A 23,078-nucleotide genomic window follows, 5' to 3' on the forward strand; every position below is an offset into this window, starting at 1 on the left:
ACCGATCAGCGGGAGGGCAAGAGCATCCCGTGTTTGCCAAGCCAAATGGCACGGCGCAGGTAATTGGCTGCGCGCATGGCATAATTCCCGAGCCGCTTGTGGCGGGGCGGTTTTGTCACCTCTGCGAAGTTTTGTCCGGTGATGGTGCTTGTTCCGCCGTCATCAACGTGGCTGGGGAAAGGCTCAAGACCCATCAGGCGAAAATCATGTTCGAAAAAGCGCGTCGCTTCATAGTCGACGGGGAGCCGGATCGGCAGCATGGCGGGGAGCAGTCGCAGGGCAAGATCGCGTTTCAGCAGATAGGCGCCAAATCCCGTGGCCGGCCCCAGATAGGCGTTCAAAGACCAGTTCCCCACCCTGCCCTGCCGGACCGGGATTTTGGCACGGATGCGGTTGAGCTTCAGCATATCCCATTGGTCGCTGACAGTCAGCGCCGCGCGAATGGCAGGCAGGAAGTCGTCGTGAAAGACCACATCATCTTCGAGCACCAAGCCAACCTCTGCCCCGGAGTCCACCAGCCTTTGCCAAACCTCCAGGTGTGAAAGGTAGCACCCCAATTCCGCCGACAGCGGCGGACGGCCCATCAGCTTGGCGAAACCGGGCATATCGGCCATGGGCGCAAGGCGCGCGGCCTCGGCCTTTCCATCAATGGCCGGAACGCGCGTGACGGTGAGGCCCATCGCTTCAAACTGCGCCTCCATCTTGGCACGACGCTCGGTGGCACGATCAAGGTTGATCATCCAGATCGGCAGGCGCAGACCGTCACTCACGCGAGGTCGCTCCACTTCAACTGCGTGTTGCGCGTTACGCTGCGGGTCAGGCGTTTGCCGAGCACTTTGTCGAAGTCATAGCCCGCGATCTCGCCCGAGCCGGGGCGGCGGGCCCAGATGTCTTGTTCGCGGATCACATGGCCTTCGGGCAGGTCGGCGTCGGCCACCACAGAGGCGCGGGCGAAGCGGTAGACGTCTTCCTCGGGGGCGGAGCGTTGCTTGGGGTTGTTGGCGGCAATCCAGATCTCACGCGCGCGGTCAATCAGGTGGCGCAGTTCCGACGGGTCCATCGAGTTGATGATGTCGGGGCCTTTGCGATAGCGGGTGTCGGTGTAGTGACGCTCGAGAATGCAGGCGCCCAGCGCCACGCTGGCCAGCGCCATCTCGGGGCCGATGGAATGGTCGGAAAAGCCCACCACCGCCTTCGGAAAGGCGCTGCGCAGCTCTGTCACGCCGCGCAAGGACACGATTTCGGGCGGGCTGGGATACAGGTTGGTGCATTCCAGCAGCGCATAATCCACCCCCGCCGCATCCAGAATGGCCACGCTGGCACGCAGGGTTTCGATCGTCTGCATTCCGGTGGACAGGATCACCGGCTTGCCCTTGCGCGCGATGTGGCGAATGAGCGGCAGGTTATCCGCCTCGCCGCTGCCGATCTTATAGGCGGGCACGTCGAGGCTTTCGAGGTAATCGGCGGCGGCGCGCGAAAACGGCGTGGAAATCCAGATCATGCCAAGGGATTCGGTGTAGCGCTTGAGTTCGGCCTCGTCCTCGAGGCTGAGCGCGCAACGCTCCATCACATGCCAGATCGAGACATCGGCATTGGGCGGAAAGATCGACTTCGCCTCGTCTGTCATCTCGTCTTCAAGGATATGGGTCTGGTGCTTGATCATCTCGCAGCCTGCCCCGGCGGCGAGGCGCACCATCTCTTTGGCGACGTCGAGGCTGCCGCCATGGTTGATGCCGATTTCGGCGATGACCAGCGGCGGGTGGTGGGGGCCAATCTCACGAGTGCCGATTTTCATGGGGGCGGTCCTTGCAAAGGGTTTGCCCTGATCTACCCCCCTCACCCGCGCAAGGGAAGCCCTATGCCCGCAAGCGCGCCGCCAGATGGGCGATCCTTGGCCGCAGGTCATCGCGCAAGGGGCCCTCGCGCGGCGGATCGAGAAGCGTGGTGAGCAGATGGGGGGCGGGCGGCGGGCGGCCACCGCCGCCCCAAGACAGCGCGCGGAAGATGGCCTGCGCCGCGTCTGGCAGGGTATCGGGGATCTCATACCCCGCAAGCGTGGCCCAAAGCGCGGTCCAGCAGCGTCCCACGCTCCACGGGTTATAGCCGCCGCCCCCCAGCAGCAGCAGGCGCGGGGCAAGGGGGCGCAACGCCCGCAGCACCTCGATATAGGCGCGGTTCGAGAGCGACAGGCGGGCAAGCGGATCTTCCTCGAGCGAATCCGCCCCGGCCTGAAGCAGGATGACATCGGGCCGATGCGCCTGCACATGCGGCAGGATCACCTGATGCAGCACCGCGCGCATTTCGGTATCGTTCAGCCCGCGCGGGAGCGGCAGGTTCACGCAATTGCCGCCGCCATCATCGCTCAGCGCGCCGGTAAAGGGCCAGCGCCCTTCTTCATGGGTGGAGACCAGCAGGGTTTCGGGATCGCCCGCAAAGCCGTGCTGGACGCCGTCGCAATGATGGGCGTCAATGTCGACATAGGCGATGCGGGCAAAGCCCGCGCGCCGCAAGGCAAGGATCGCCAGCACGGGGTCGTTGAGGTAGCAAAAGCCATTGGCCCGGTCCGGCAGGCCGTGATGGGTGCCGCCGCCCGGCACATGCACCGCGGGCGTGCCGCTGGCCAGAAGCTCGGCCGCCAGCATCACCCCCCCGGCCCCGGTGGCGGGGCGGGCATAGATCTCGGGGAAGATCGGGTTTGACAGCGTGCCCAGATGGTGACGCGCCTGCACTTCGGGCGACACCGTCCCCTGCGCTTCGGCAGCTTGCAGGGCCGCGATATAGGCGGGCGTGTGCCAGTGAATGAGGGCGGCAGGCTTGGCACGCGGGCTGGTGCGATATTGCGCGGGCGGCAGCCAGCCCAGCGCATGCCCCAGATCCATCACCGTGGAGACACGCGGCACGCGCAACGGATGCGTGGCGCCATAGGACGAGCCGCGATAGACGGCGGAGCCGACAAAGATCGGCAAGGTCACGGCAACAGCGGCTCGATCTGACGGGTGATGACGGCGGAGGTCGGCTTGACCGCGGCGCCCCAGGTGCCCACCACCTCCCCCTCGGGGCCGAGCAGCACCTTGTTGAAATTCCAGCCGGGCGTGAAACCCTCTTCCAGCGCGAGCCACTGATAAAAAGGATGCGCCTTTGGACCGCGGACATGGGTGATGTCGGTCATCGCAAGGGTCAGGTCAAAGCGCAACGCGCAGAACTCTTTCACGGCCTGCGCATCGGCCAGTTCTTGGTTGAAATCATCCGAAGGCACCGCCAAGACCAGAAGGCCGCGCGGGCCGTAGCGGTCATGCAAGGCTTGCAGGTCATCAAACTGCCCGGCAAATCCGCAAAGCGATGCGGTATTGACCACCAGCACCGGACGCCCACGCCAGGTTTCGAGCGCGATCTGGCCGCCATCGATCGAGGCAAAGGTGAAGCGCGGCGCCTCGGCCGCGGCCCCTGCACCGCCCGCCTGCAAGGCGAGCGCCGCTCCAAAGCAGGCAAGAAACGTCCGACGGCGCATGAAACCCCTCCCCTTCTCTACGGCGCAGATAGTCTTTCTTGTCCTTGCGTCAAAGGGGCAAAACAGCCTGCGCAAAAAATGCGCGGGAGGCCGCCAGCGAGGCGGGCGCAGGAAAAGTTTCAGTGCAAGAGGGGGTGACAAGCTGTGCAAGAGCCTCAATATAGGATTGCACAGCCGCGCAATGGTCCGATGCAAGGATTTTTTTCCGAAGTCCGCGTATCCGAAAAATCAGACGCAGGCATGAGGCAGGCCCAGACCAAGAAAAACACGCCATGAAACAGACAGCGCCAGAGCAGTTCCACCCGAGCCCCGCCAAGAAAAGCGGCAGCCAGATTGCCGCCCTGTGTTGGCGGATGCATCGCGGGCGCGTGCAGGTGCTGTTGATCACCAGCCGCGACACCGGCCGCTGGATCGTGCCCAAGGGGTGGCCGATGGTCGGCAAGACCGCCGCAGAGGCCGCGGCCACCGAGGCTTGGGAAGAGGCCGGCGTGCAAGGCGCGCTCGAAACAGATGAACCCATCGGCCGTTATGGCTATGACAAGCAACGCGCCGCCAAGGCGCCGCTGCCCTGCGACGTAAGCGTGTATGCGCTGCGCGTCAGCGCCTTGGCCGAAAAATTCCCCGAGCGCAAAGAGCGGCGGCGCAAGTGGTTTGACGCGCGCAAGGCGGCGCGCAAGGTGGCCGAACCAGAGTTGCGCAGCCTGCTTGCCGGACTGTGCCTTGACGGACAAAACCTGTCGCAGCGGCCAGCACAAGAGAAGGCGACTTGAATTTGACCGGGCGATCGTTAGCTCTGTCGCTGAAGACACCGCCCCGATCCATGGTTTGCCGATGATCCGCTACAGCCTGAAATGCGCCCAAGCCCATGAGTTTGAAAGCTGGTTTCAATCGGCTGAAGCCTACGACGCCTTGCGCAAGGCCGGGCATGTCAGCTGTGCCGTCTGTGGATCGGCAGAGGTGGACAAGCTGTTGATGGCGCCTGCGGTGCGCCCGGCCCGCAAAGCGGCACAAGGAGCCCCGGCCCCGCTGTCACAGCCGCAATCCGAAAAGGAAAAAGCGCTGGCGGCCTTGCGCGCGCAGGTCGAGGCGAATTCGGAATATGTCGGGATGAACTTTGCCGCCGAGGCGCGCGCCATGCATGACGGCGCCGCCCCCGAACGCGCCATCTATGGCGAGGCGCGCCCGGAAGAGGCGCGCAAGCTGATTGAGGATGGCGTGCCCGTCGCCCCCCTGCCGTTCCTGCCGCGCCGCAAGGCAAACTGACCAGGGCCAGCGCCCTGCCCGGCCGGGGGATGCCTCCGGCGGGAGTATTTCAGAAAGGTGCAATCAAGGACAGCGCGTCAGGATTGCACCTTTTCCAAATACTCATCTTATTTCCCGAACTTGCCCCGCAGCGCATCGGCAAAAGGATTGGCGCTGTTGCCTTGCGGCGCGGATTGCATCGGCAGCGGTTTGCCGCGGGGGGCGGGTTTCTCGGCGCGTGTGGCGGCGCGGTCGCGGGCCGTTTCGCGCGCGTCGCTGCTGTCCTTGCGCATGGTCAGGGCAATGCGTTTGCGGGCGGCGTCCACCTCGACCACACGGACCTGCACGACATCTCCGGCTTTGACCACCTCATGCGGGTCTTTGACGAAGCGGTCGGCGAGTTGACTGACATGGACCAGACCGTCCTGATGCACACCCACATCGACGAAAGCGCCAAAGGCCGCCACGTTGGTGACGGTGCCTTCCAGCAACATGCCGGGTTTCAGGTCGCGGATTTCGTTCACGCCTTCGGTGAAGGTGGCGGTGCGAAAGCTGGGGCGCGGGTCGCGGCCGGGCTTTTCGAGTTCGGCCAGAATGTCCTTGACCGTGGGCAGACCAAAGCGGTCGTCGATGAACTGTCGCGGGTCGAGTTTTTGCAGCGCCGCCGCATCGCCCATCAGGCTGCGGATGTCGCGGCCGCAGGCGGCGGTGATGCGGCGGGCGACGTCATAGGCCTCGGGGTGGACCGAGGAGGCGTCAAGCGGTTCCTTGCCGCCGGCGATGCGCAAGAAGCCTGCGGCCTGTTCAAAGGCCTTTGGCCCCAGCCGCGCGACCTTGAGCAGCTCGCGGCGGGTGGTGAAAGGGCCGTTCGCGTCGCGATGCGCGACGATGGCCTCGGCCAGACCCGGCCCCACGCCCGAGACGCGGGCCAAGAGCGGCGCCGAGGCGGTGTTGAGGTCCACCCCCACCGCGTTCACCGCATCTTCGACCACGGCCTCCAGCTGACGCGCGAGGCGGTGCTGATCGACATCGTGCTGATACTGGCCGACGCCGATGCTCTTGGGTTCGATCTTCACCAGTTCGGCCAACGGGTCTTGCAGGCGGCGGGCGATGCTGACCGCGCCGCGCAAGGACACGTCGAGATCGGGAAACTCGCGCGCGGCAAGCTCGGACGCGGAATAGACCGAGGCCCCGGCTTCCGACACGATGACCTTCACCGGCTTTTCCGCCCCCGGCAGCACGGCCAGCAGGTCGGCCACCATCTTTTCCGTCTCGCGGCTGGCGGTGCCATTGCCGATGGCGATGAGCTGCACCTTGTGCTTGGCGATCAGCTGCGCCAGTGCCACCTGTGCGCCGCGCAGGTCATTCTTGGGCTGGAACGGATAGACGGTGTCGGTGGCGAGCACCTTGCCGGTGGCATCCACCACCGCGACCTTGACCCCGGTGCGGATGCCGGGGTCCAGCCCCATGGTCGCCTTGCCGCCTGCGGGGGCGGCCAGCAAAAGATCCTTGAGGTTGCGGGCAAAGACGTTGATCGCCTCGGCCTCGGCGCGGTCGCGCAGCTCGCCCATCAGGTCGAGGGTGAGCGAGGTTTTCAGCTTGATCCGCCACGCCCAGCTTGCAGCCTCGCGCAGCCACGCATCAGCAGCCCCCTTGCCCGCCGCCGAGAGCGCCGCACCGCAGGCGAGTTCTGCCGGGCTTTGGCCGCGCGGGGCGTCGGCGTCGATCTCGAGATCGAGGGTCAGAAAGCCTTCGTTGCGGCCGCGCAGCATGGCGAGCACCCGGTGGCTGGGGGCGGTGGCCCAAGGTTCGTCATGCGCGAAGTAATCGGAGAACTTGGCGCCTTCCGCCTCTTTCCCCGGCACCGCCTTGGCCGAAAGGCGGGAGACTTGTTTCATGTGGTCGCGCAGACGGCCCAGAAGGCTTGCGTTTTCCGACAGGCCTTCGGCGATGATGTCGCGCGCACCCTCCAGCGCGGATTTGGCATCGGGCACGGCTTCGGTCACAAAGCCTGCCGCCAGTGTCGCCGGATCGGCGGTGCGGTCGGCCAGAATCGCGTCGACCAGAGGTTGCAGCCCGTTTTCGCGGGCGATCATCGCCTTGGTGCGGCGTTTGGGCTTGTAGGGCAGATAGATGTCTTCCAGTTCGGCCTTGGTGGTGGCCTTGGCGATGGAAAGGGCCAGCGGATCGGTCATCTTGCCCTGTTCCGTGATAGACCCGAAGATCGCGGCGCGCCGGGCCTCCATCTCGCGCAGATAGACCAGACGATCGGCCAGCAGGCGCAGTTGCGAATCGTCCAGACCGCCCGTCACCTCTTTGCGGTAGCGCGCGATGAAAGGCACCGTGGCGCCTTCGTCCAGCAAGGCCACGGCGGCGGTGACCTGAGGCGTTTGCGCGTTGATTTCGGTGGCGATGGTCTGCGCGATGCGGCGGGTGGTGTCTGGCGTCATGATGGTCTGGTCCCTCTCGGTCGGAGGGCGACCATAGCCAAGCCGCAGGCGGAGCGAAAGAGGAGGAGAGACGCCCCTGCCCCCATGCGGCGGCGTGTCGCCCGAAGGACGACCAGACCGCACGCAAGGAGGGAGGATGGTACCAGCTCCCCGGCTCGAACGGGGGACCCCTAGATCCACAATCTAGTGCTCTAACCAACTGAGCTAAGCCGGCACACGGGGCGATTTAACGCCCCTTACCCGGGATTGCAAGCGGGGTTTGCCGCAAAAATTTCGTGAATCGCACGGAGAGGGGCGCGCGGGCACATCAAGACTTGGGGCTGCGGCTTGCGAAACGGACCAAAGGGCGCTAGGCGGAACGCACTGCCACAAAGGGGATCACGATGGGCATCGACAAGGAAAGCGATATCGCCGCAAACCTTCAGATCGGGCCGACCTCGGCCGGAATGGTGCGCATTTATGTGGAAGCCGATGGGGGAATCGAGCTGCCACTGGATTTCGAACCGGAAGAGGCCGAGGAAATCGCCGAAGAATTGCGCGCGGCCGCCGAAGCGGCGCGGGCGATGGGAACCGGCAAGCCCAAGGCTAAGCCCAAGCGGAAATAACGCCTGCCGGATCGCGCAATGCTTGCAGCCGCAAGGCGGCGTGGCGCGCGAAGCCTTGCAGCACGGCCTTGCGCCGGGCGGGTGCCAGCGGTGTTTCTGGCCCCATGCGCATGATCTCGGCCCCGTAGGCATCGGCCAGAATCAGGCCGCTGTCCGGTGGCAAAAGCGTTTGCGGGAACGCGGCGTCGACCGCCCAGAAGAAGCGATCACACCACGGCAGGTAGTTTTGCCACTTGCGGTCGGATTGAAAATCGGCGCGACAGGATTTGCATTCGATCACCCAGACCTGCCCTTTCGGGCCCAGCGCCATCAGATCGACACGCAGTCCCGGGGCGGGAACCAGCTCTTCCACGGAGACAAAGCCCATGTCGCGCAGGCCACGGGCGACCCCGCGGGCAAGGCGTTGGCCGGGCATCGGCGGCAGGACTTCTGATGTATTTTCCATGCGCAGAGTATGAATAAAACGTGAACATCTGACAAGAGGGGCCGTCGCGGAAGCTTTACGCGCCGTGGCAAGCGATTGGCTGCGTGCCGGGTCTTGTTCTGAACCGGCGGGGCGCCTATCTTGGTGCTTGGCGGGTGCTGCTCTTCGCGTGCTGGGGCTTTTTTCCAGTGGCCGATAAGCAATCGAATGGGTGCTGGCTCTGGCAGGATCCTGGTCTTGTTACCTGGTGCCCCCCTGAGACCTCTGGCTCTCGGGAAACCATGCCGCCCACGGTCGCTGCGGGCCCGCCACCTTCTCTTTTACCGGCAGATACGAAAAAGGGGCGGATTTCTCCGCCCCTTTCCGGCTGTGTGGGGTTATCCGGCTCAGAAGCCGAACACCAGCGAAACGCCCAGCTTGTTGTCGGTTTTGATCGCACGGCTGTCGTTATACTCGGTCAGATAGCTGACGCGGGTCGAGATCGTGTCGGTCATCTTGACGTTCAAGCCCAGATCGTTGTTGGCGCGCAGAGCCGAGTCAGACTTCAGCACGTCGGTATCGTTGGTCACGAAGAAGTTGTCGTTGATCTTGTAGAAGAACCGCGACGCGGCCAGATAGCCGGTTTCCGTTTCGGATTCCCGTGCCCCGTTTTGCAGGTAGCTGACGCCGATACCGGCCTGCACACGCCAGGTCATGTCGGGCGTGTTCACCAGACGGTAGCCGGGACCGAAGCCCAAGAAGCCGTCGCGACGGTTGTCTTCAGCGGTTTCGGCCAGACCGTTGGTTTGCAGACGCGCCAAGGCGAATGCATAGAAGTTCTGGTCGAAATAGTAGTTGGCGTCATAGACGGCGAACACGTCTTCCTTGGTTGCGGTGTTGTTCGATTCCGAGAAATCGAGTGCCGCGCCAAGGGTTTGCACGAACTGGCCTTGAGCATAGCGCAGACGCACGCCGGCCGAGATATCTTGCGACTCGTTGTTGCCGGTCTTGCCCGAATAGCCAATCGAGGCGCTTCCGCTCAGGCCCGGACGGAATTCCGGGTTGCCAAAGCGGGCTGCGTCTTCTGCGCGCGCCATGTCATCCGCAACAGCCTCATTGATGTCGTCGAGCCGGTCGTTGAGGGTTTCGACGCCCGTGATTTCCACCTGAGCCAGAGCAGCAGGCGTGAAAGCGACTTGAGCGGCGGCAATGGCAAGCACGCCAGCACCAAGGGTGCGGAGTTTGACTGTCATCATGTTATCCTTTTCACACACACCGGCCTCTCTCGTGCCGGTCGCGGAGGAAACGTCTGGACGGCGTTCAAGTTCCGGCTTCTCACCGTCCTGTTACCCGGCGTGAGGTGACCCTAGGGCAAGCATCGGCTTGGCGCTGTGCTACGGCGGCCATGCAGACAGGGGGATGACGTCCGGGGCTTCAGCGGCGGTGGAAGGGTCGCCGGGGGGCCGATGGGGTGACGCGCACCGGGATGGGGTCTTGGCGCAGGCGCGGGCCGCGCGGCGGGGTGTCGTCGCTTTCGGCGAGCCGCATGATGGCGATGGCAAACTGGACCCCGGCAAAGACCACGCCATTGAACATGACCAACATCAGCGCCGCCACCCAGCCCATCGGCGCCTGCAAGATCAGGCGCTGCAACCCGCCGACATCCAGCCAAACGAGACCCGCGACAAAAGCAGCGGCGATGGCAAAGCCGATGGCGACATTCACGATGTAAAGGCGGATGAGTTTGGGCATGGCACACTCCTGATCACGTCCTGACGATAGCGTGACTGCGGCAAAGGGAAAGGCCCAAATCGCCGCAGGCGCAGGCCGCCCTAGTTCATCGGGCGGACAAATTCCATGCTGCCGCCTTTGGGGCCGGTCAGCAGCAGGGTGGTGGGGCCGGTGACTTCGGCGCGGGTCATGCCTTCGAGTGCGGCAAACATCGCGGATTCGGCGGCGAGATCGGCGCAAGCCATGCGGGTGGAGACGAGCGCGCCGGGGCGGAAGTCGGGCAAGGTGCCGTCATAACGGCCGGAGAACCGGTTGCAGGGGCCTTGCCCTGTCACCTCGCCCGGGGTGGCAAGATCGATGCGGGCCTCGGCCAGAAAGGGCTGGCCATCGATGGCGACCAGTTTCCATTCGATGGCGGTGTAATCGGCGGGCACCGGTTGCGCAGGGGCAGGCAGGCTGGCGGCAAGGGTGAGCGCGAAGGCGCAAGCAAAGACAGAGGCGGTGCGGGACATGATCAGGCTCCTGTAAAAAGCGGTTTGTCCCTGTGACGCATCAGAAGCCTTCGGGCTTGGCCTCATGCGCCATGTGATCGAGCACCGCGTTGACAAACTTGGATTCTTTTCCGTCTGGAAAGAAGGCTTTGGCCACGTCGACGAATTCGGTGATCACCACCTTGGGTGGGGTGGGCATCTGCGTCATCTCGGCCCCGGCGGCGCGGAACAGCGCGCGCAGCACCGGATCGATGCGGTCGATCGGCCATTTCGCCACCAAAGCGCGGTCGGTCATCTGGTCGATGCGCGCCTGATAGTTCACGGCGTGATCGACCAGCAGGCGGAAGTGATCGACATCGCCTTCGGCAAATTCGCCCTCGTCATAGGTGGCGCCAAAGCGGTGCACCTCGAATTCGCGGCAGACGGCTTTGATGGTCTGGCCCGACACTTCCATCTGGAACAGCGCCTGCACGGCATAAAGCCGGGCGGCAGAGCGCATCTGCTTTTTCTCGGCGTTGCTCGGCTTGGCGGCCGGTTTTGACTCTGTCATGCGCGGAATCCGATCCCTTTCGTCTGGCCCGCCCATTTGCGCGAAAGCGCGATCAGGTGCAAGGCCGCCGCAGCGGCGCCGCCGCCTTTATTCTGCCCGGCCGGATCGGCGCGCACTTCGGCCTGCGTGCGGTTTTCCACCGTCAGAATGCCATTGCCGATGCAAGCGCCTTGCAGGCCCAAAAGGCTGATGGCGCGGCTCGAGTCGTTGCAGACGGTGTCATAATGCGTGGTCTCGCCCCGGATGACGCAGCCAAGGGCAACGTAGCCGTCATACTTGGCTTGGCGTTCGGCCATGGCGATGGCGGTCGGCACCTCGAGCGCGCCGGGCACTTCGACCAGATCGACCTCGGCCCCGCATTGGGCGGCGATGGCGCGGGCGCCCGCAACCATATTGTCGGCAATGTCCTTGTAATAGGGCGCGACCACGATCAGCAGCTTTACGGGACGATCAAATTCCGGCAGCGGCAGGGTGTAATGGGTTTCGTGCGTGGCCATGGGTCACTCCGTAATCCGGCGGGTGCCGGTAATTGACAGGCCATAGGCATCGAGCCCCACAACCTTGGGCTTGGGTGAGTTCGTGAGGAGTGTCAGTTCATTGACACCCAGCGAGACAAGGATCTGCGCGCCGATGCCATATTGCTTGAGCGTTTGCGGCGAGGCTTCGGTGTCCGAGGTAAGCTTGCGGTCCAGCTCGCGCAAGAGCACCAGCACACCACGCCCCTCTGCCGCGATCAGCTTCATCGAGTCGGCGAATTCGGCCGTGCGCCCTGCCCCGCCCAGACCCACCACATCCAGCAGCGGATCGAGCGTGTGCATCCGGGTCAGCACCGGGCCGGGGGTGGTGATGTCGCCCTTGATCAGCACCACATGCTCAGCGCCTTCGGTGACATCGGTGTAGATGCGCAAGGCCCAGTCGCCGCCAAACTCGGACGTGACGCTGCGCTCTTGGCTCAGCTTCACCAGATTGTCGTTGCGGCGGCGATAGGCGATCAGGTCGGAAATGGTGCCGATCTTCAGCCCATGCTTTTGGGCAAAGGTGATCAGGTCCGGCAGCCGGGCCATAGTGCCATCGTCATTCATCACCTCGCAGATGACGCCCGACGGGTTCAGCCCGGCCAGCCGCGACACATCGACCGCCGCTTCGGTATGACCCGCGCGCACCAGCACGCCGCCGTCGCGCGCGCGCAAGGGAAAGATGTGGCCGGGGGTGGCAATGTCCTGCGGGCCCTTGGTCTGGTCGATGGCGACTGCAACCGTGCGCGCACGGTCCGCCGCCGAGATTCCGGTGGAAATGCCATCGCGTGCTTCGATCGACAGGGTGAAGGCCGAGGCGTGACGCGACTGGTTCTTCGGGCTCATCGGTTGCAGGCCCAACTGATCCACCCGCTCTTCGGTCAGCGCAAGGCAGATCAGGCCGCGGCCATGGGTGGCCATGAAATTGATCGCCTGCGGTGTGCACATCTGCGCCGGGATCACCAGATCACCTTCGTTTTCACGGTCTTCGTGGTCGACCAGAATGAACATGCGGCCATTGCGTGCATCGTCGATGATGTCTTCGACGGACGAGATGGCGGCGGAATATTGAGTCATTGCGCGTGTTCCTGAACGGGTTTGACAGGCTTTACCGCGACAGAGGCACAAAAGCCAGAGGCTGGCCGTGCAGAGCGGCTGTGCGGGAAAGTGCCTCAGGCGCCGAAATAGCGCGCGGCAGGCAGGTATCCGGCAAGGCGGCCCGCGGCGCACCACTCGGCCTCGAGCCCGTGATCACCGATCAACAGGACGGTGTCAGAGGGCGTTTTGCCCAGCACGGCCCGCAACTGATCGCGCGCTTGGTTGAAGCTGCCCAAAAGTGGCGGTGCGCTGTGGGTTTGCGCGAGGATCGGCGCGGCTTCAGCAAGGGTTTGGGCGGCCAGTGGCGGCACCGCAAGGCCGATCAGCCGGGTGGACTGGATGGCCCCAAGCTTGACCGCGCGGTCGGCGGGGAGCGCCTGACCTTGGCGCAGGATGCGCAAGGCATTGGAGGAAAACAAAAAGGCCACCAGATCATGCCCGGTGCTGGCGCGGATCCCGGCGTAGGTCTTGTAGTCGAGCCCCAGTTCCGCCGCGCGTCGCACCCGCAGGCGCACCACCTCGAGCGGCAAGTTTGGCAAAAGCCGGGCCCGCGCCGTGCGCCAGCAATGGCCGCGCCAAGACAGGCCCGCCAGTTCGGGGCCGCCGTTGTGGCCCAGACCGGCGCTCAGTCCCATTCGCGCAACCGTGCGACATAGCGCGCCATGGTATCCACCTCGAGATTCACGAGATCCCCCACCGCCACATCGCCCCAAGTGGTGGCCTTTTGCGTATGCGGGATGAAGTTGATGCCAAAATCGGTGCCCTCCACTTCATTCACGGTCAGCGAGGTGCCGTTCAGAGCCACCGAGCCTTTGGGCGCGATGAAACGGGCCAGATCGCGGGGGGCGCGGAAGGTGACGCGCAGGCTGTCGCCTTCGGGCTGCACGGCCACCACCTCGGCCACGCCATCGACATGGCCCGAGACGATGTGGCCGCCCAGTTCATCCCCCACCTTCAGTGCGCGTTCCAGATTGACGCGCGCGCCGGGTTTCCAGCGGGCCAGATTGGTCTTGCGCACGGTTTCGGCCGAGATCTGCACATCATACCAGTTGCGCGGACTGGTGCCGGTGGCGATCACCGTAAGACAGACGCCGTCTGACGCGATGGAGGCCCCGATGTCGATGCCCGCCACATCATAGCGGGTGCCGATGCGGGCGCGCAGATCGCCTTGCTGCTCGGTTTCAAGCACTTCGCCGATATCGCTGACGATCCCTGTGAACATGGCCGATCTCCTTTGCTGCAAGGACTAGCCTGCGACCCGGGCCTGCGCAAGGTCAGACGGATTTTGTCAAAAATTCGCCGTGCTTTGACCTTGCCCCTTCGCTATTGGTCAAGAGGGCCGGACCTAGGATGGCTGCGAAGCAAACTGACGGGCAAGATGCGCAAGACCGGGGAAAACCGCCACTTTCTGTTCTTGCAAGGGCCGCACGGGCCCTTTTTCCACCAGTTGGGCAAGATGGTGCAGACGGCGGGCGCGACGGTGTGGCGCGTGGGATTCAACCGGGGCGACCGGGCATTCTGGCCATCGAACGACAGTTTCATCGCCTTTCGTGACCCGGCCGCGCTTTGGCCAGAGCGGATCGCCGCGCTGCTGCGCGATCTGACCATCACCGATCTGGTGCTCTATGGCGACACCCGCCCCTTGCATGCCGAAGCGGTGCGTGCCGCCAAGGCCGCCGGGGTGACAGTGCATGTCTTCGAAGAAGGCTACCTGCGCCCGCATTGGGTGACCTATGAACGCGACGGCGTGAACGGCCATTCCCGGCTGATGCAGATGCGTGTCGCTGACATGCAGGCCGCTTTGGCCGAAGCCGAGATGGACCAGCCCGAAGCCGCTGCGCGCTGGGGCGACATGCGCCAGCATATCTTCTGGGGCGCGCTCTATCATTGGTTCGTGCTGACCGGGTTTTGGGATTTCCGCCATTTCCGCCCCCATCGCAAGCAGACGGTGTGGCAGGAATTCCTGCTCTATTGCAAACGCTTGGTGATGTTGCCCTTTCACCGCTGGGAAAGGATGATCGCGCAATTTCGCATCCGGCACGGTGGATTCCCCTATCATCTGGTGTTGCTGCAACTGGAACATGACGCAAGCTTTCAGATGCATTCCCCGTTCCAGAGCATGGCTGAGTTTCTGGCCGTGGTCACCGAAGGCTTTGCCAAAGGTGCGGCATCGCACCACCATCTGGTGTTCAAGGCACATCCGCTGGAAGACGGGCGTGCGCCGCTCAAGGCCGAGATCCGGCGGCTGGCGCGGCTGCACGGGGTGGAAGGGCGGGTGCATTTCGTGCGGGGCGGGAAGCTGGCGCGCCTGTTGAACCATGCGCGCTCTGCCGTCACCGTCAATTCGACCGCGGGGCAACAGGTGCTTTGGCGCGGCATGCCGCTGAAAATCTTTGGCGCTGCGGTCTATGCCAAACCCGAGTTCGTCTCGTCGCAACCGATTGCGCAGTTTTTCGCGCATCCCTCCCGTCCGGATGCACGCGCGTACCGCGAGTATCGGCACTACCTGCTGGAAACCAGCCAGATCACCGGTGGCTTCTACAGCGCGCGCGGGCGGCGCGAGGTTCTGCGGCAGGTGGTCGATATGATGCTGTCGGCGGAAGATCCCTATGACGCCCTGGTGTCAGGAAACGCGGCGCCGCGGCAACAGTTGCGGCTGGTGAATTGAGCGCCAAACCCGGCACTTTCATTTTCTCGGGTCATTCTTTAGACTTGCACGCAAAACTTGAGGCAAATCCACTTAAAGGAGCCCGAGCAGTGAAAGTGCTTGCAACGAAAGGGGCGAAAGCCCTTTGCCTTGTCGCGTTGATGGCGACCACGGCAGCCTGTGGCCTGCCAAGATCCGGGCCCAACAAGGCCGAGATCTTCCGGGGATCTGTGCTGAAGGACGGGGATGCCTTTGTCGTGACCGTCAATCAGCGCGTGACACGGGCGACGGCGGTGGTGCCGGCTTTTGGCTTTTCCTCGGCCTTCCTGAATGCCGGCGTGGTGGGATCTGATACGATCAACCCCGGCGACACGCTGGCGCTGACCATCTTCGAGAACGTGCGGGATGACCCGCTTTTGGGCAACACCGGCCAGCGTGTCAGCGCGCTGGAGGAGGTGCAGGTCGATGGTCAGGGCTTTATCTTCGTGCCCTATGCCGGGCGGATCAAGGCCGCAGGCCAGACGCCAGAAGGGCTGCGCAGCGCGATCACCCGGAAGCTGGACACCCAGACGCCCGATCCGCAGGTGACGGTGGCGCGCGTGGCCGGAGACGGATCGACGGTGTCTGTCCAAGGGGCCGTCGGGGCGACCGGGGTTTATGCCATCGAACGCCCCACCCGCAAACTTTCGGCGATGATCGCCCGCGCGGGCGGTGTGGCGATTGAGCCCGAGGTGGCGGTGATCCGTGTCACGCGCGGCAGCCACACCGGCAAGGTTTGGTTGCAGGATCTGTATTCCAACCCGGCGCTTGATATCGCGCTGCGCCCCAGCGACAAGATCGTGGTGGAGCGCGACACGCGGGCCTTTGTGGCGCTGGGGGCGACAGGAACCCAGAACCGCGTCCCCTTCGAGACGCAGACCCTTTCGGCGATCGAGGCGATTGCGATTGTGGGCGGGTTGAACACCAACCTCGCCGATCCGACCGGCGTCTTTGTGTTCCGCAACGAACCCGAAGCGATTGCCAACGCCGTGCTGGGCCGCAATGATCTGCGCGGCGACCAGCGGATGGTGTATGTGCTGGACCTGACGCAGCCAACCGGCATGTTCGAGGCACGGGATTTCGTCGTGCGGGATCAGGATACGGTTTACGTGACCGAGGCCCCCTTCGTGCAATGGCAGAAAACGCTGTCGGCGATCACGGGCACGACCGGGGCAGCCAATTCGCTGTCCGACGTGGGCAGCGGCGGCTGAGGCCCGCTTGGCACCCCGCCCCGATGACAGACCTGAAGCCGCCGCGGACCTTCCCCGGCGGCTTTACCATTACAACGCCGGCTTCTTGCAGAACAAAAGGCTGCGGCGGATGCTGGAATTGTCCGGCCATAGGCTTGCGCTTGGCCTGCCGGGCCCCGAGGATGGCGTTGTCGTCTGGGGACGCAGCCCTTTTGCGCAACGCGGCGAGCGGGTGGCCACCCGGCGCGGGGTGCCGCTGATCCGACTGGAGGATGCCTTTCTGCGCAGCGTGAAGCCAGGGCGCCTGGGTGGCGGGGCGCTCGGGCTGATGATTGATCCGCTTGGCGTGCATTTCGACGCCAGCATGCCATCGCGGCTGGAGCAGATCCTCAGCCGCAATCTATTAGACGATTCCAACCTTTTGTCGCGTGCACGGGATGGAATAGGGCGCCTGCGCGCGCTTGAATTGTCAAAATACAATATACACGACCCATGCGCCGCCCTGCCGCGGCCGGGCTATGTTCTGGTGATCGACCAAACCCGTGGCGATGCGGCGATCCGCTGGTCGGGCGCCACGGCGCAGAGTTTCGCGCAGATGCTGGCTGCGGCGATGGAGGCGCACCCCAAGGCTCGGATCGTGATCAAAGTGCATCCGGAAACCGCGCTTGGCCTGAGGCCGGGGCATTTCTCGGCAGCGGATGCCTCAGATCGGGTGAGCATTCTGGCCGCGCCGGTTTCGCCCTATCCGCTGCTTGAGGGGGCGATCGCGGTCTATACCGTGTCTTCGCAACTGGGGTTCGAAGCCATTCTGGCGGGCCACCGCCCGCAGGTGTTCGGCCAGCCCTTTTATGCCGGATGGGGGCTGACACAGGATCAGATCGCGCCCGCGCGCCGGGGCCGGACACTGACCAAGACGCAGCTTTTCGCGGCCGCGATGATTTTGGCGCCGCTGTGGTATGATCCTTGTCGTGACCGGCTGTGCAGCTTTGAAGAGGCGGTTGATCAGCTGGAGGCCGAGGTGCGGGCGTTTCGAGAGGACCGCGCGGGCCATGTGGCGATCGGCATGCGGCTGTGGAAGCGCGCGCGGTTGCAGGCGGTGTTCGGACAAGAGCGGCCGCTGATCTTCCGCGACCGTCCCGGCACGCTTGATGGCCGAGGGATTCTGGTCTGGGCAGGGAAGGAAAGCGCCGATCTGCCGCAAGGCGCAGCCCCTGTCCGACGGGTGGAAGATGGGTTCTTGCGCTCTCGGGGGTTGGGGGCGGATCTGGTGCCGCCCCTGTCACTGGTGACGGATGATCTGGGCATCTATTACGATCCCCACCGCGAAAGCCGGTTGGAGCGGTTGATCCTTGCGCCGCCGCCGCCGGGTGGGCTGGCGCGGGCGGCGCGCTTACGCGCCCGGCTGGTGGCGCTCGGGCTCACGAAATATAACCTGCCGGGCGCTTTGCCCGACCTGCCGCCCGGACACCGGATTCTGGTGCCCGGACAGGTGGAGGATGATGCGTCGATCCTGAAAGGGGGAGGTGCTGTGCGCAGCAACCTTGGCCTGTTGCAGGCGGCGCGTGCGGCACATCCAAAGGCGGTGCTGATTTACAAGCCCCACCCCGATGTCGAGGCTGGGCTGCGACCGGGGGCGATCTCTGCCGCTGATCTGGCGGGGCTGGCAGATGTGGTGGCCGCTCGCGCCGATCCTGTGGCGCTGATGGCGGCTTGTGACGAGATCTGGACGATGACCAGCCTGCTGGGCTTTGAAGCGCTGTTGCGCGGCAAAAAAGTGACCTGTCTGGGCGCGCCCTTTTATGCGGGCTGGGGACTGACGCAGGATCTGGGCCCGGTCCCGCAGCGGCGGGTGCGCGGGGCGGATGGCGGGCTGCTGCCGCGCCCCAGCCTTGACCATCTGGTGCATGCAACACTGATCGCCTATCCGCGGTATTATGATCCGCTGAGCCGACGCCCTTGTCCGCCCGAAGTCGCCATGGATCGGTTGGCAGCGGGAGATCTGCCACATCCGGGGCTGGCGAACCGGTTGCTCGCCAAGCTGCAAGGGCGCTTTGCCACCCATGCCGCGTGGTGGCGTCAGTAGATGTAGCGGATCTGATCGGTCCAGAAGCGTTCCAAACGCTTGAGCGCGTGGTTCACCTCTTCCATCCCGGCCGGGTCGATGATGGCCTTGCGCAACAACACCTCGGCATGGCGGGTAAAGAGATCCTTTAACAGCGCCCGCACCCGCCGCCCCTTTTCCGTCAGGCGCACACGGACCGAGCGCCGATCAAGTTCGGACCGCTGGTGGTGCATATACCCCAGCTCAACCAGTTTCTTGAGGTTGTAGCTGACATTGCTGCCTTGGTAATAGCCACGGCTTTTCAGCTCTCCGGCGGTGACTTCATTGTCACCGATGTTGAACAGCAAAAGCGCCTGCACGGCATTGATTTCCAGCAGCCCCAGCCGCTCAAACTCATCCTTGATGACGTCGAGCAAAAGACGGTGAAGCCGTTCAACCAAGGCAAGGCTTTCAAGATAGCCCACCGTCAGAAGCTTATGTGTGCCATCCAGAACCGGTGCCTGATGGGTCATGCGTCCCCTCCGCCTTGCGAGAAACAGGGGCAGAATCAGCATAAACCTCCAACATTCGGTAAACCCACCCTGGGTTTGGCTCAAACCTTACGCAATCTGTCACGGGCGAAGGCTGTGATCCGCTCAAGAAGGGGGGCAATCTCGGGGCGTGGCTCGGCCTGATTGAACAGGCAGGCCATCAAATCCTGATCATTTTCCGCCAAGAGAAGCTCGTATATGTCCAGCTCTGCGGCGGTCAGCTGTTCCAGATGGGCGTCCGCCCATGGCCCCAGCACCAGATCCATCTCTTTGGTGCCGCGCCGCCACGAACGCATCTTCATCCGCTTCAGCCGGTCTTGCGGGGTTTCCGTTCCGATCATTCTGCATCCACCTGTTGCCGCCGCATCAGGTGATGCAGCCGGGTTTCCATCTGCCCCAGATCCTGCGCCAAGGCCAGCATCTGCGCCCGCATGCGGGCCAAATCTGCCAGCGCCTCAAGCGTGGCGGCATCATGGCTGACGGGGGCCATGGGTGCATCGAGCCCATCGCCCTGCCCTGTCAGCAACCAGCGGATCGAAACGTTCAGCATGCCTGCCAGCATCTGCAAACGGTTGGCGCGCGGTTCGGAGGCGTCATCTTCCCACGCCTGCACGGTGGTCAGGCGCACACCCAGCCGCTTGGCCAGATCGCTTTGGCTGAGCCCTGCCGCTTCGCGCGCCCCTGCGAGCCGGTCTCCGAAGGTGGCCACTTCGGCTGAAAACCACGTCGCCGCCATGTCATTATCCGCCATCTTGCCTCTCCTGAAGGTCGATATCGCTTGATTGGGTTCACGGGCGACCATAAGAGCAAAGGCCGGAAATGACAAATCAGGAGCCGATGATGCCCTTCTTGTCCGACACGCTGGCACGCGTGAAACCTTCGCCGACCATTGCGGTGACAACCAAGGCGGCGCAGCTGAAAGCGGCGGGCAAGGATGTGATCGGCCTCGGCGCAGGCGAGCCGGACTTTGACACGCCCCAGAACATCAAGGATGCCGCCAAGCGGGCGATCGATGCGGGGCGCACGAAATATACGGCCGTGGATGGCATCCCCGAACTGAAAGCGGCGATCTGCACCAAGTTTCTGCGCGAGAACGGGCTGACTTACACCCCTGCACAGGTGACGGTGGGGACGGGCGGCAAACAGATTTTGTACAACGCCTTGATGGCCACCTGTAATCCCGGCGATGAGGTCATCATTCCCGCGCCGTATTGGGTCAGCTATCCGGATATGGTGCTGCTGGCGGGCGGCACGCCGGTGCCGGTCGTGGCCGGGATCGAAACGAATTTCAAGCTGACGCCAGAGCAGCTGGAAGCGGCGATCACGCCGAAAACCAAGTGGTTCATCTTCAACAGCCCGTCGAACCCGACAGGTGCGGGCTATACCCGCGACGAGCTGAAGGCGCTGTGTGCGGTGCTGTTGCGGCATCCGCATGTGTGGATCATGTCGGATGACATGTATGAGCATCTGGTGTTCGGCGACTTCACCTTTTGCACGCCAGCCGAGGTGGAGCCTGCGCTCTACGACCGCACGCTGACCTGCAACGGGGTGTCGAAATCCTATGCGATGACGGGCTGGCGCATCGGCTATGCGGCGGGCCCGGTGGCCTTGATCAAGGCCATGGGCACGATCCAGTCGCAATCCACCTCGAACCCGTCGTCGGTCAGCCAATATGCGGCGCTGGAGGCCCTGACCGGGCCGCAGGAGTTTCTGGCCGAGAACCGCAAGCTGTTCGAACGGCGGCGCGATCTGGTGGTGTCGATGCTGAACGCGGCCGAAGGGGTCACCTGCCCCAACCCGGAAGGCGCCTTTTACGTCTACCCCGATATTTCGGGGTGTATCGGAAAGGTCAGCGCCGGGGGCACGTTGATCACCAATGATGAGGTCTTTGCGACTGCGCTGCTCGAGGAAACCGGCGTCGCGGTGGTGTTCGGAGCGGCCTTCGGGCTTTCGCCAAACTTTCGGGTCAGCTACGCTACGTCAGACGAGACGCTGCGCGAGGCTTGCGCGCGCATCCAGAGCTTTTGTGCTGCACTGACCTGAGGAGCCTTCATGGCGGGCGATTTGCCGGAGTATTACTTCCGCATCCGCGAAAACGGGGCGGCTGTGTTCAAGGTTGATACGGAAAATCGCCAGCGCCGGATCGAGATGGAAGAAATCGCCATCGCGAATGTCCGGAACGGCACCATCAAGCCGCATGGAGACCGCAAGCTGACGGCGGCCGAAACCGCCGTCATCGCCGACTGGATCGCGCGACGCAGCGCCATTTTGGCCGAGCGCGATGTGGATGACATTCACCGCGCGGTGGATCACCTGAACCTTGTGACGCAATGGGCCCAGTCAAAGGCGAGCGCGGCGCAATTGGAAGAGGTGACCGATGCGCTGCTGCTTGCGATGCACGACCTGCGCAGCGTGCTGGTGCGCAAGAAAGCCGATCGTCTGATGAAAGAGCACCCCGAGGCCGAATAGGCCTCAGGTCCCGCAGAAGGTGACATAATCGCCAAAGCCGGTGGGCGCAGGCAAGACATAGGCCTCACGCCCCGGACGGTCTGTGTAAGGATCGGTGACTTCGGCGACAAGCGCGCGGAAGGGCGCGAGATCTCCGAGATCTGCGGCCTCCAGCGCGGCCTCGACCATGTGATTGCGCGGGATGACCACGGGATTGGCTGCCCGCAGATGGGGGGCTGCATCGTCGCGCCGACGGCTTTGCCAGTGGGGCAACCACAGATCCAAGCGCTCTGGATTAGCAAAAAGCGCGCGCAGCGGGGACACATTGCCTTCGGCGGCCTCGGCCAGACGGCGGAAGGACAGTGTCCAATCGGCCCCCTGCCCTTCCATCGCAGCCAGAAACCCGGTGGCAAGATCGGCGTCGCCTTCTTCCTCCCCCGCGAGGGCCAGCTTGCTCCGCATGACGGCCAGCCATGCGGCCTGATAACGCGCCTCAACCGCAGCCAGACGGTCGTTCAGCAAGGCGACATTGGCATCGGTATTGCCCAGCAGCGGCAACAGGCTTTCAGCAAGCTTGGCAAGGTTCCAGCCCAGTATCAGCGGCTGATTGGCATAGGCATAGCGGCCTTGCCGGTCGATCGAGGAAAAGACGGTGCCGGGGGCATAAGCCTCCATGAAGGCGCAGGGGCCGTAGTCGATGGTCTCTCCCGACAAGGCGACGTTGTCGGTGTTGAGCACGCCATGCACAAAGCCCAAGCCCATCCATGCCGCAACCAGACGGACCTGACGGGCCGTGACACGATCAAAGAAGGCAAGCACCCTGTCTTCGCGCCCGATCAGATCGGGGTCATGGCGCGCAATTGCATAATCGACCACCCGCGCAAGCGTGGCATGGTCCCCCCGCGCCGCCCAGAACTGGAGGGTGCCCACCCGCAAGTGGCTGGCGGCCACCCGTGTGACCACCGCTCCGGGCAAAAGGCCCGGCTCGCGCCGCACATCTTCCCCCGTCAGCGCGACCGCAAGGCTGCGCGTGGTGGGCACGCCCATGGCGGCCATGGCTTCGGAAATGACATATTCGCGCAGCATGGGGCCAAGCGCGGCCTTGCCATCTCCACCGCGCGAAAAAGGTGTGCGGCCAGATCCCTTGAGCTGGATGTCACGGCGCTGCCCGGCGGGGGTCAGATGCTCGCCGATCAGATGCGCGCGCCCGTCCCCCAGTTGCGGAGAAAAGCCGCCGAACTGATGTCCGGCGTAGGCCAAAGCGATGGGAGCCGCGCCTGCCGGCAAAGCGCCGCCCGCGAACCAGCCGGGGTGCTGCGCAAGACTGGCGGCATCAAGCCCCAGATCCGCCGCCAGCGCATCGTTCAGCACCAAAAGCTGAGGAGCGGGCGCGGTATCGGGAGCCTGTTCGACATAGGTGCCCGGCAGATCACGGTGCCACGAATTGTCAAAACGGAAGCCGCCGTTCGAGGCGACGGGCGGCGATGATAGATCGGTCATTTTCCCTCGGCAGTCTGCCCATCCGTTGCGGACTGGCCTTAGGGATATGGGGAGACGACGGCCAAGGAC

General features: G+C 64.1%; 26 protein-coding genes and 1 tRNA gene. 8 read left to right on the forward strand and 19 right to left on the reverse strand.

From position 1 onward, the window contains the following. Positions 1–5 precede the first annotated feature (5 nt). The 4 genes from CUR21_RS00845 to CUR21_RS00860 all read right to left on the reverse strand — a co-directional run bounded on the left by CUR21_RS00845 (position 6) and on the right by CUR21_RS00860 (position 3,508). Positions 6–770: a glycosyltransferase family 25 protein gene (locus tag CUR21_RS00845; RefSeq protein WP_232622634.1), complete on the reverse strand. Its 765-nt coding sequence runs from the start codon at positions 768–770 to the stop codon at positions 6–8. Beyond that, positions 767–1,795, reverse strand: a complete 1,029-nt coding sequence (locus CUR21_RS00850) for an N-acetylneuraminate synthase family protein (protein WP_100195121.1) — start codon at positions 1,793–1,795, stop codon at positions 767–769. The genes CUR21_RS00845 and CUR21_RS00850 overlap by 4 nt, the downstream gene beginning before the upstream one ends. Positions 1,796–1,856: 61 nt before the next feature. After that, entirely contained in the window at positions 1,857–2,972 is a 1,116-nt protein-coding gene (locus CUR21_RS00855; protein ID WP_100195122.1) for an acetoin utilization protein AcuC, read from the reverse strand. Then, positions 2,969–3,508, reverse strand: a complete 540-nt coding sequence (locus CUR21_RS00860; RefSeq protein ID WP_100195123.1) for a glutathione peroxidase — start codon at positions 3,506–3,508, stop codon at positions 2,969–2,971. Before CUR21_RS00860 ends, CUR21_RS00855 begins: the two co-directional genes overlap by 4 nt. 272 nt (positions 3,509–3,780) lie before the next feature. Between CUR21_RS00860 and CUR21_RS00865 the strand changes: the two genes are divergently transcribed. Together CUR21_RS00865 and CUR21_RS00870 are read left to right on the forward strand one after the other, a co-directional pair. Continuing rightward, on the forward strand, positions 3,781–4,278 hold the full coding sequence (locus CUR21_RS00865) for an NUDIX hydrolase (RefSeq protein WP_100195124.1): 498 nt from the start codon (positions 3,781–3,783) through the stop codon (positions 4,276–4,278). A gap of 61 nt (positions 4,279–4,339) precedes the next feature. Beyond that, positions 4,340–4,771: a DUF1178 family protein gene (locus tag CUR21_RS00870; RefSeq protein WP_100195125.1), complete on the forward strand. Its 432-nt coding sequence runs from the start codon at positions 4,340–4,342 to the stop codon at positions 4,769–4,771. A gap of 107 nt (positions 4,772–4,878) precedes the next feature. Here CUR21_RS00870 and CUR21_RS00875 read toward each other — a convergent pair whose 3' ends face one another. Further along, positions 4,879–7,200 carry a Tex family protein gene (locus CUR21_RS00875; RefSeq protein ID WP_100195126.1) on the reverse strand — a complete coding sequence of 774 codons (2,322 nt, stop codon included), beginning with the start codon at positions 7,198–7,200 and terminating at the stop codon, positions 4,879–4,881. A 137-nt stretch (positions 7,201–7,337) separates the two neighbouring features. Continuing rightward, a tRNA-His gene (locus tag CUR21_RS00880) sits at positions 7,338–7,414 on the reverse strand. 169 nt (positions 7,415–7,583) lie between these two features. Here CUR21_RS00880 and CUR21_RS00885 point away from each other — a divergent pair. Further along, entirely contained in the window at positions 7,584–7,805 is a 222-nt protein-coding gene (locus CUR21_RS00885; RefSeq protein ID WP_100195127.1) for a DUF6324 family protein, read from the forward strand. Here the strand turns inward: CUR21_RS00885 and CUR21_RS00890 are convergent. From CUR21_RS00890 to CUR21_RS00930, 9 genes are all read right to left on the reverse strand, one after another. Then, entirely contained in the window at positions 7,786–8,250 is a 465-nt protein-coding gene (locus tag CUR21_RS00890) for an MmcB family DNA repair protein (protein WP_100195128.1), read from the reverse strand. The genes CUR21_RS00885 and CUR21_RS00890 overlap by 20 nt on opposite strands. Before the next feature lie 365 nt (positions 8,251–8,615). Further along, the gene (locus tag CUR21_RS00895; protein WP_100195129.1) at positions 8,616–9,461 is read right to left on the reverse strand and encodes a YdiY family protein; all 846 of its coding nucleotides are present in this window, start codon (positions 9,459–9,461) and stop codon (positions 8,616–8,618) included. Between the two features lie 181 nt (positions 9,462–9,642). Then, complete coding sequence (locus CUR21_RS00900) at positions 9,643–9,960, reverse strand: hypothetical protein (RefSeq protein WP_100195130.1); 318 nt, start codon at positions 9,958–9,960, stop codon at positions 9,643–9,645. Between the two features lie 80 nt (positions 9,961–10,040). Beyond that, positions 10,041–10,451 (reverse strand): META domain-containing protein, encoded by a 411-nt coding sequence (locus tag CUR21_RS00905; protein WP_157791910.1) that lies wholly within the window; start codon positions 10,449–10,451, stop codon positions 10,041–10,043. A 40-nt stretch (positions 10,452–10,491) separates the two neighbouring features. Further along, complete coding sequence (gene nusB / locus CUR21_RS00910; protein WP_100195132.1) at positions 10,492–10,980, reverse strand: transcription antitermination factor NusB; 489 nt, start codon at positions 10,978–10,980, stop codon at positions 10,492–10,494. After that, positions 10,977–11,477: a 6,7-dimethyl-8-ribityllumazine synthase gene (locus CUR21_RS00915; protein ID WP_100195133.1), complete on the reverse strand. Its 501-nt coding sequence runs from the start codon at positions 11,475–11,477 to the stop codon at positions 10,977–10,979. The genes nusB and CUR21_RS00915 overlap by 4 nt, the downstream gene beginning before the upstream one ends. A gap of 3 nt (positions 11,478–11,480) precedes the next feature. Next, entirely contained in the window at positions 11,481–12,572 is a 1,092-nt protein-coding gene (gene ribB / locus CUR21_RS00920) for a 3,4-dihydroxy-2-butanone-4-phosphate synthase (protein WP_100195134.1), read from the reverse strand. 95 nt (positions 12,573–12,667) lie between these two features. Further along, positions 12,668–13,228 carry a hypothetical protein gene (locus CUR21_RS00925; RefSeq protein WP_100195135.1) on the reverse strand — a complete coding sequence of 187 codons (561 nt, stop codon included), beginning with the start codon at positions 13,226–13,228 and terminating at the stop codon, positions 12,668–12,670. After that, complete coding sequence (locus tag CUR21_RS00930) at positions 13,219–13,815, reverse strand: riboflavin synthase (RefSeq protein ID WP_100195136.1); 597 nt, start codon at positions 13,813–13,815, stop codon at positions 13,219–13,221. The genes CUR21_RS00925 and CUR21_RS00930 overlap by 10 nt, the downstream gene beginning before the upstream one ends. 156 nt (positions 13,816–13,971) lie before the next feature. On the opposite strand from CUR21_RS00930, the gene CUR21_RS00935 reads away from it, so the two are divergent. From CUR21_RS00935 to CUR21_RS00945, 3 genes are all read left to right on the forward strand, one after another. Then, positions 13,972–15,261 carry a capsule biosynthesis protein gene (locus CUR21_RS00935; protein WP_100195137.1) on the forward strand — a complete coding sequence of 430 codons (1,290 nt, stop codon included), beginning with the start codon at positions 13,972–13,974 and terminating at the stop codon, positions 15,259–15,261. Positions 15,262–15,401: 140 nt separating this feature from the next. Continuing rightward, positions 15,402–16,490: a polysaccharide biosynthesis/export family protein gene (locus CUR21_RS00940; RefSeq protein ID WP_100195263.1), complete on the forward strand. Its 1,089-nt coding sequence runs from the start codon at positions 15,402–15,404 to the stop codon at positions 16,488–16,490. A gap of 109 nt (positions 16,491–16,599) precedes the next feature. Continuing rightward, positions 16,600–18,552, forward strand: coding sequence for a capsular polysaccharide biosynthesis protein (locus CUR21_RS00945; RefSeq protein ID WP_100195138.1), 1,953 nt, complete (start codon positions 16,600–16,602; stop codon positions 18,550–18,552). Here the strand turns inward: CUR21_RS00945 and CUR21_RS00950 are convergent. From CUR21_RS00950 to CUR21_RS00960, 3 genes are all read right to left on the reverse strand, one after another. Further along, the gene (locus CUR21_RS00950) at positions 18,546–19,043 is read right to left on the reverse strand and encodes a MarR family winged helix-turn-helix transcriptional regulator (RefSeq protein ID WP_100195139.1); all 498 of its coding nucleotides are present in this window, start codon (positions 19,041–19,043) and stop codon (positions 18,546–18,548) included. The two genes, CUR21_RS00945 and CUR21_RS00950, sit on opposite strands and share 7 nt — an antisense overlap. Before the next feature lie 80 nt (positions 19,044–19,123). Next, positions 19,124–19,402 carry a succinate dehydrogenase assembly factor 2 gene (locus tag CUR21_RS00955; protein ID WP_232622636.1) on the reverse strand — a complete coding sequence of 93 codons (279 nt, stop codon included), beginning with the start codon at positions 19,400–19,402 and terminating at the stop codon, positions 19,124–19,126. Next, positions 19,399–19,812 (reverse strand): helix-turn-helix transcriptional regulator, encoded by a 414-nt coding sequence (locus CUR21_RS00960; RefSeq protein WP_198431574.1) that lies wholly within the window; start codon positions 19,810–19,812, stop codon positions 19,399–19,401. The genes CUR21_RS00955 and CUR21_RS00960 overlap by 4 nt, the downstream gene beginning before the upstream one ends. Positions 19,813–19,901: 89 nt before the next feature. Here CUR21_RS00960 and CUR21_RS00965 point away from each other — a divergent pair, with 89 nt between their 5' ends. Continuing rightward, positions 19,902–21,104, forward strand: coding sequence for a pyridoxal phosphate-dependent aminotransferase (locus tag CUR21_RS00965; RefSeq protein ID WP_100195266.1), 1,203 nt, complete (start codon positions 19,902–19,904; stop codon positions 21,102–21,104). Between the two features lie 9 nt (positions 21,105–21,113). Then, on the forward strand, positions 21,114–21,530 hold the full coding sequence (locus CUR21_RS00970; protein ID WP_100195140.1) for a hypothetical protein: 417 nt from the start codon (positions 21,114–21,116) through the stop codon (positions 21,528–21,530). A 3-nt stretch (positions 21,531–21,533) separates the two neighbouring features. Here CUR21_RS00970 and CUR21_RS00975 read toward each other — a convergent pair whose 3' ends face one another. Further along, positions 21,534–23,009 (reverse strand): YdiU family protein, encoded by a 1,476-nt coding sequence (locus CUR21_RS00975; RefSeq protein ID WP_100195141.1) that lies wholly within the window; start codon positions 23,007–23,009, stop codon positions 21,534–21,536. Between the last annotated feature and the right edge of the window lie 69 nt (positions 23,010–23,078).

Source organism: Pseudorhodobacter sp. MZDSW-24AT (assembly GCF_002794355.1).
GTDB lineage: Bacteria > Pseudomonadota > Alphaproteobacteria > Rhodobacterales > Rhodobacteraceae > Pseudotabrizicola.

What these genes read in the sequence shown, in the direction of transcription:
- CUR21_RS00850 (WP_100195121.1), bottom strand. Translation starts at nt 1,795, where the DNA reads ATGAAAATCGGCACTCGTGAGATTGGCCCCCACCACCCGCCGCTGGTC.
- CUR21_RS00860 (WP_100195123.1), bottom strand. Translation starts at nt 3,508, where the DNA reads ATGCGCCGTCGGACGTTTCTTGCCTGCTTTGGAGCGGCGCTCGCCTTG.
- CUR21_RS00865 (WP_100195124.1), top strand. Translation starts at nt 3,781, where the DNA reads ATGAAACAGACAGCGCCAGAGCAGTTCCACCCGAGCCCCGCCAAGAAA.
- CUR21_RS00870 (WP_100195125.1), top strand. Translation starts at nt 4,340, where the DNA reads ATGATCCGCTACAGCCTGAAATGCGCCCAAGCCCATGAGTTTGAAAGC.
- CUR21_RS00875 (WP_100195126.1), bottom strand. Translation starts at nt 7,200, where the DNA reads ATGACGCCAGACACCACCCGCCGCATCGCGCAGACCATCGCCACCGAA.
- CUR21_RS00885 (WP_100195127.1), top strand. Translation starts at nt 7,584, where the DNA reads ATGGGCATCGACAAGGAAAGCGATATCGCCGCAAACCTTCAGATCGGG.
- CUR21_RS00890 (WP_100195128.1), bottom strand. Translation starts at nt 8,250, where the DNA reads ATGGAAAATACATCAGAAGTCCTGCCGCCGATGCCCGGCCAACGCCTT.
- CUR21_RS00895 (WP_100195129.1), bottom strand. Translation starts at nt 9,461, where the DNA reads ATGACAGTCAAACTCCGCACCCTTGGTGCTGGCGTGCTTGCCATTGCC.
- CUR21_RS00900 (WP_100195130.1), bottom strand. Translation starts at nt 9,960, where the DNA reads ATGCCCAAACTCATCCGCCTTTACATCGTGAATGTCGCCATCGGCTTT.
- CUR21_RS00905 (WP_157791910.1), bottom strand. Translation starts at nt 10,451, where the DNA reads ATGTCCCGCACCGCCTCTGTCTTTGCTTGCGCCTTCGCGCTCACCCTT.
- nusB (WP_100195132.1), bottom strand. Translation starts at nt 10,980, where the DNA reads ATGACAGAGTCAAAACCGGCCGCCAAGCCGAGCAACGCCGAGAAAAAG.
- CUR21_RS00915 (WP_100195133.1), bottom strand. Translation starts at nt 11,477, where the DNA reads ATGGCCACGCACGAAACCCATTACACCCTGCCGCTGCCGGAATTTGAT.
- ribB (WP_100195134.1), bottom strand. Translation starts at nt 12,572, where the DNA reads ATGACTCAATATTCCGCCGCCATCTCGTCCGTCGAAGACATCATCGAC.
- CUR21_RS00925 (WP_100195135.1), bottom strand. Translation starts at nt 13,228, where the DNA reads ATGGGACTGAGCGCCGGTCTGGGCCACAACGGCGGCCCCGAACTGGCG.
- CUR21_RS00930 (WP_100195136.1), bottom strand. Translation starts at nt 13,815, where the DNA reads ATGTTCACAGGGATCGTCAGCGATATCGGCGAAGTGCTTGAAACCGAG.
- CUR21_RS00935 (WP_100195137.1), top strand. Translation starts at nt 13,972, where the DNA reads ATGCGCAAGACCGGGGAAAACCGCCACTTTCTGTTCTTGCAAGGGCCG.
- CUR21_RS00940 (WP_100195263.1), top strand. Translation starts at nt 15,402, where the DNA reads ATGGCGACCACGGCAGCCTGTGGCCTGCCAAGATCCGGGCCCAACAAG.
- CUR21_RS00945 (WP_100195138.1), top strand. Translation starts at nt 16,600, where the DNA reads ATGCTGGAATTGTCCGGCCATAGGCTTGCGCTTGGCCTGCCGGGCCCC.
- CUR21_RS00950 (WP_100195139.1), bottom strand. Translation starts at nt 19,043, where the DNA reads ATGACCCATCAGGCACCGGTTCTGGATGGCACACATAAGCTTCTGACG.
- CUR21_RS00955 (WP_232622636.1), bottom strand. Translation starts at nt 19,402, where the DNA reads ATGATCGGAACGGAAACCCCGCAAGACCGGCTGAAGCGGATGAAGATG.
- CUR21_RS00960 (WP_198431574.1), bottom strand. Translation starts at nt 19,812, where the DNA reads ATGGCGGATAATGACATGGCGGCGACGTGGTTTTCAGCCGAAGTGGCC.
- CUR21_RS00965 (WP_100195266.1), top strand. Translation starts at nt 19,902, where the DNA reads ATGCCCTTCTTGTCCGACACGCTGGCACGCGTGAAACCTTCGCCGACC.
- CUR21_RS00970 (WP_100195140.1), top strand. Translation starts at nt 21,114, where the DNA reads ATGGCGGGCGATTTGCCGGAGTATTACTTCCGCATCCGCGAAAACGGG.
- CUR21_RS00975 (WP_100195141.1), bottom strand. Translation starts at nt 23,009, where the DNA reads ATGACCGATCTATCATCGCCGCCCGTCGCCTCGAACGGCGGCTTCCGT.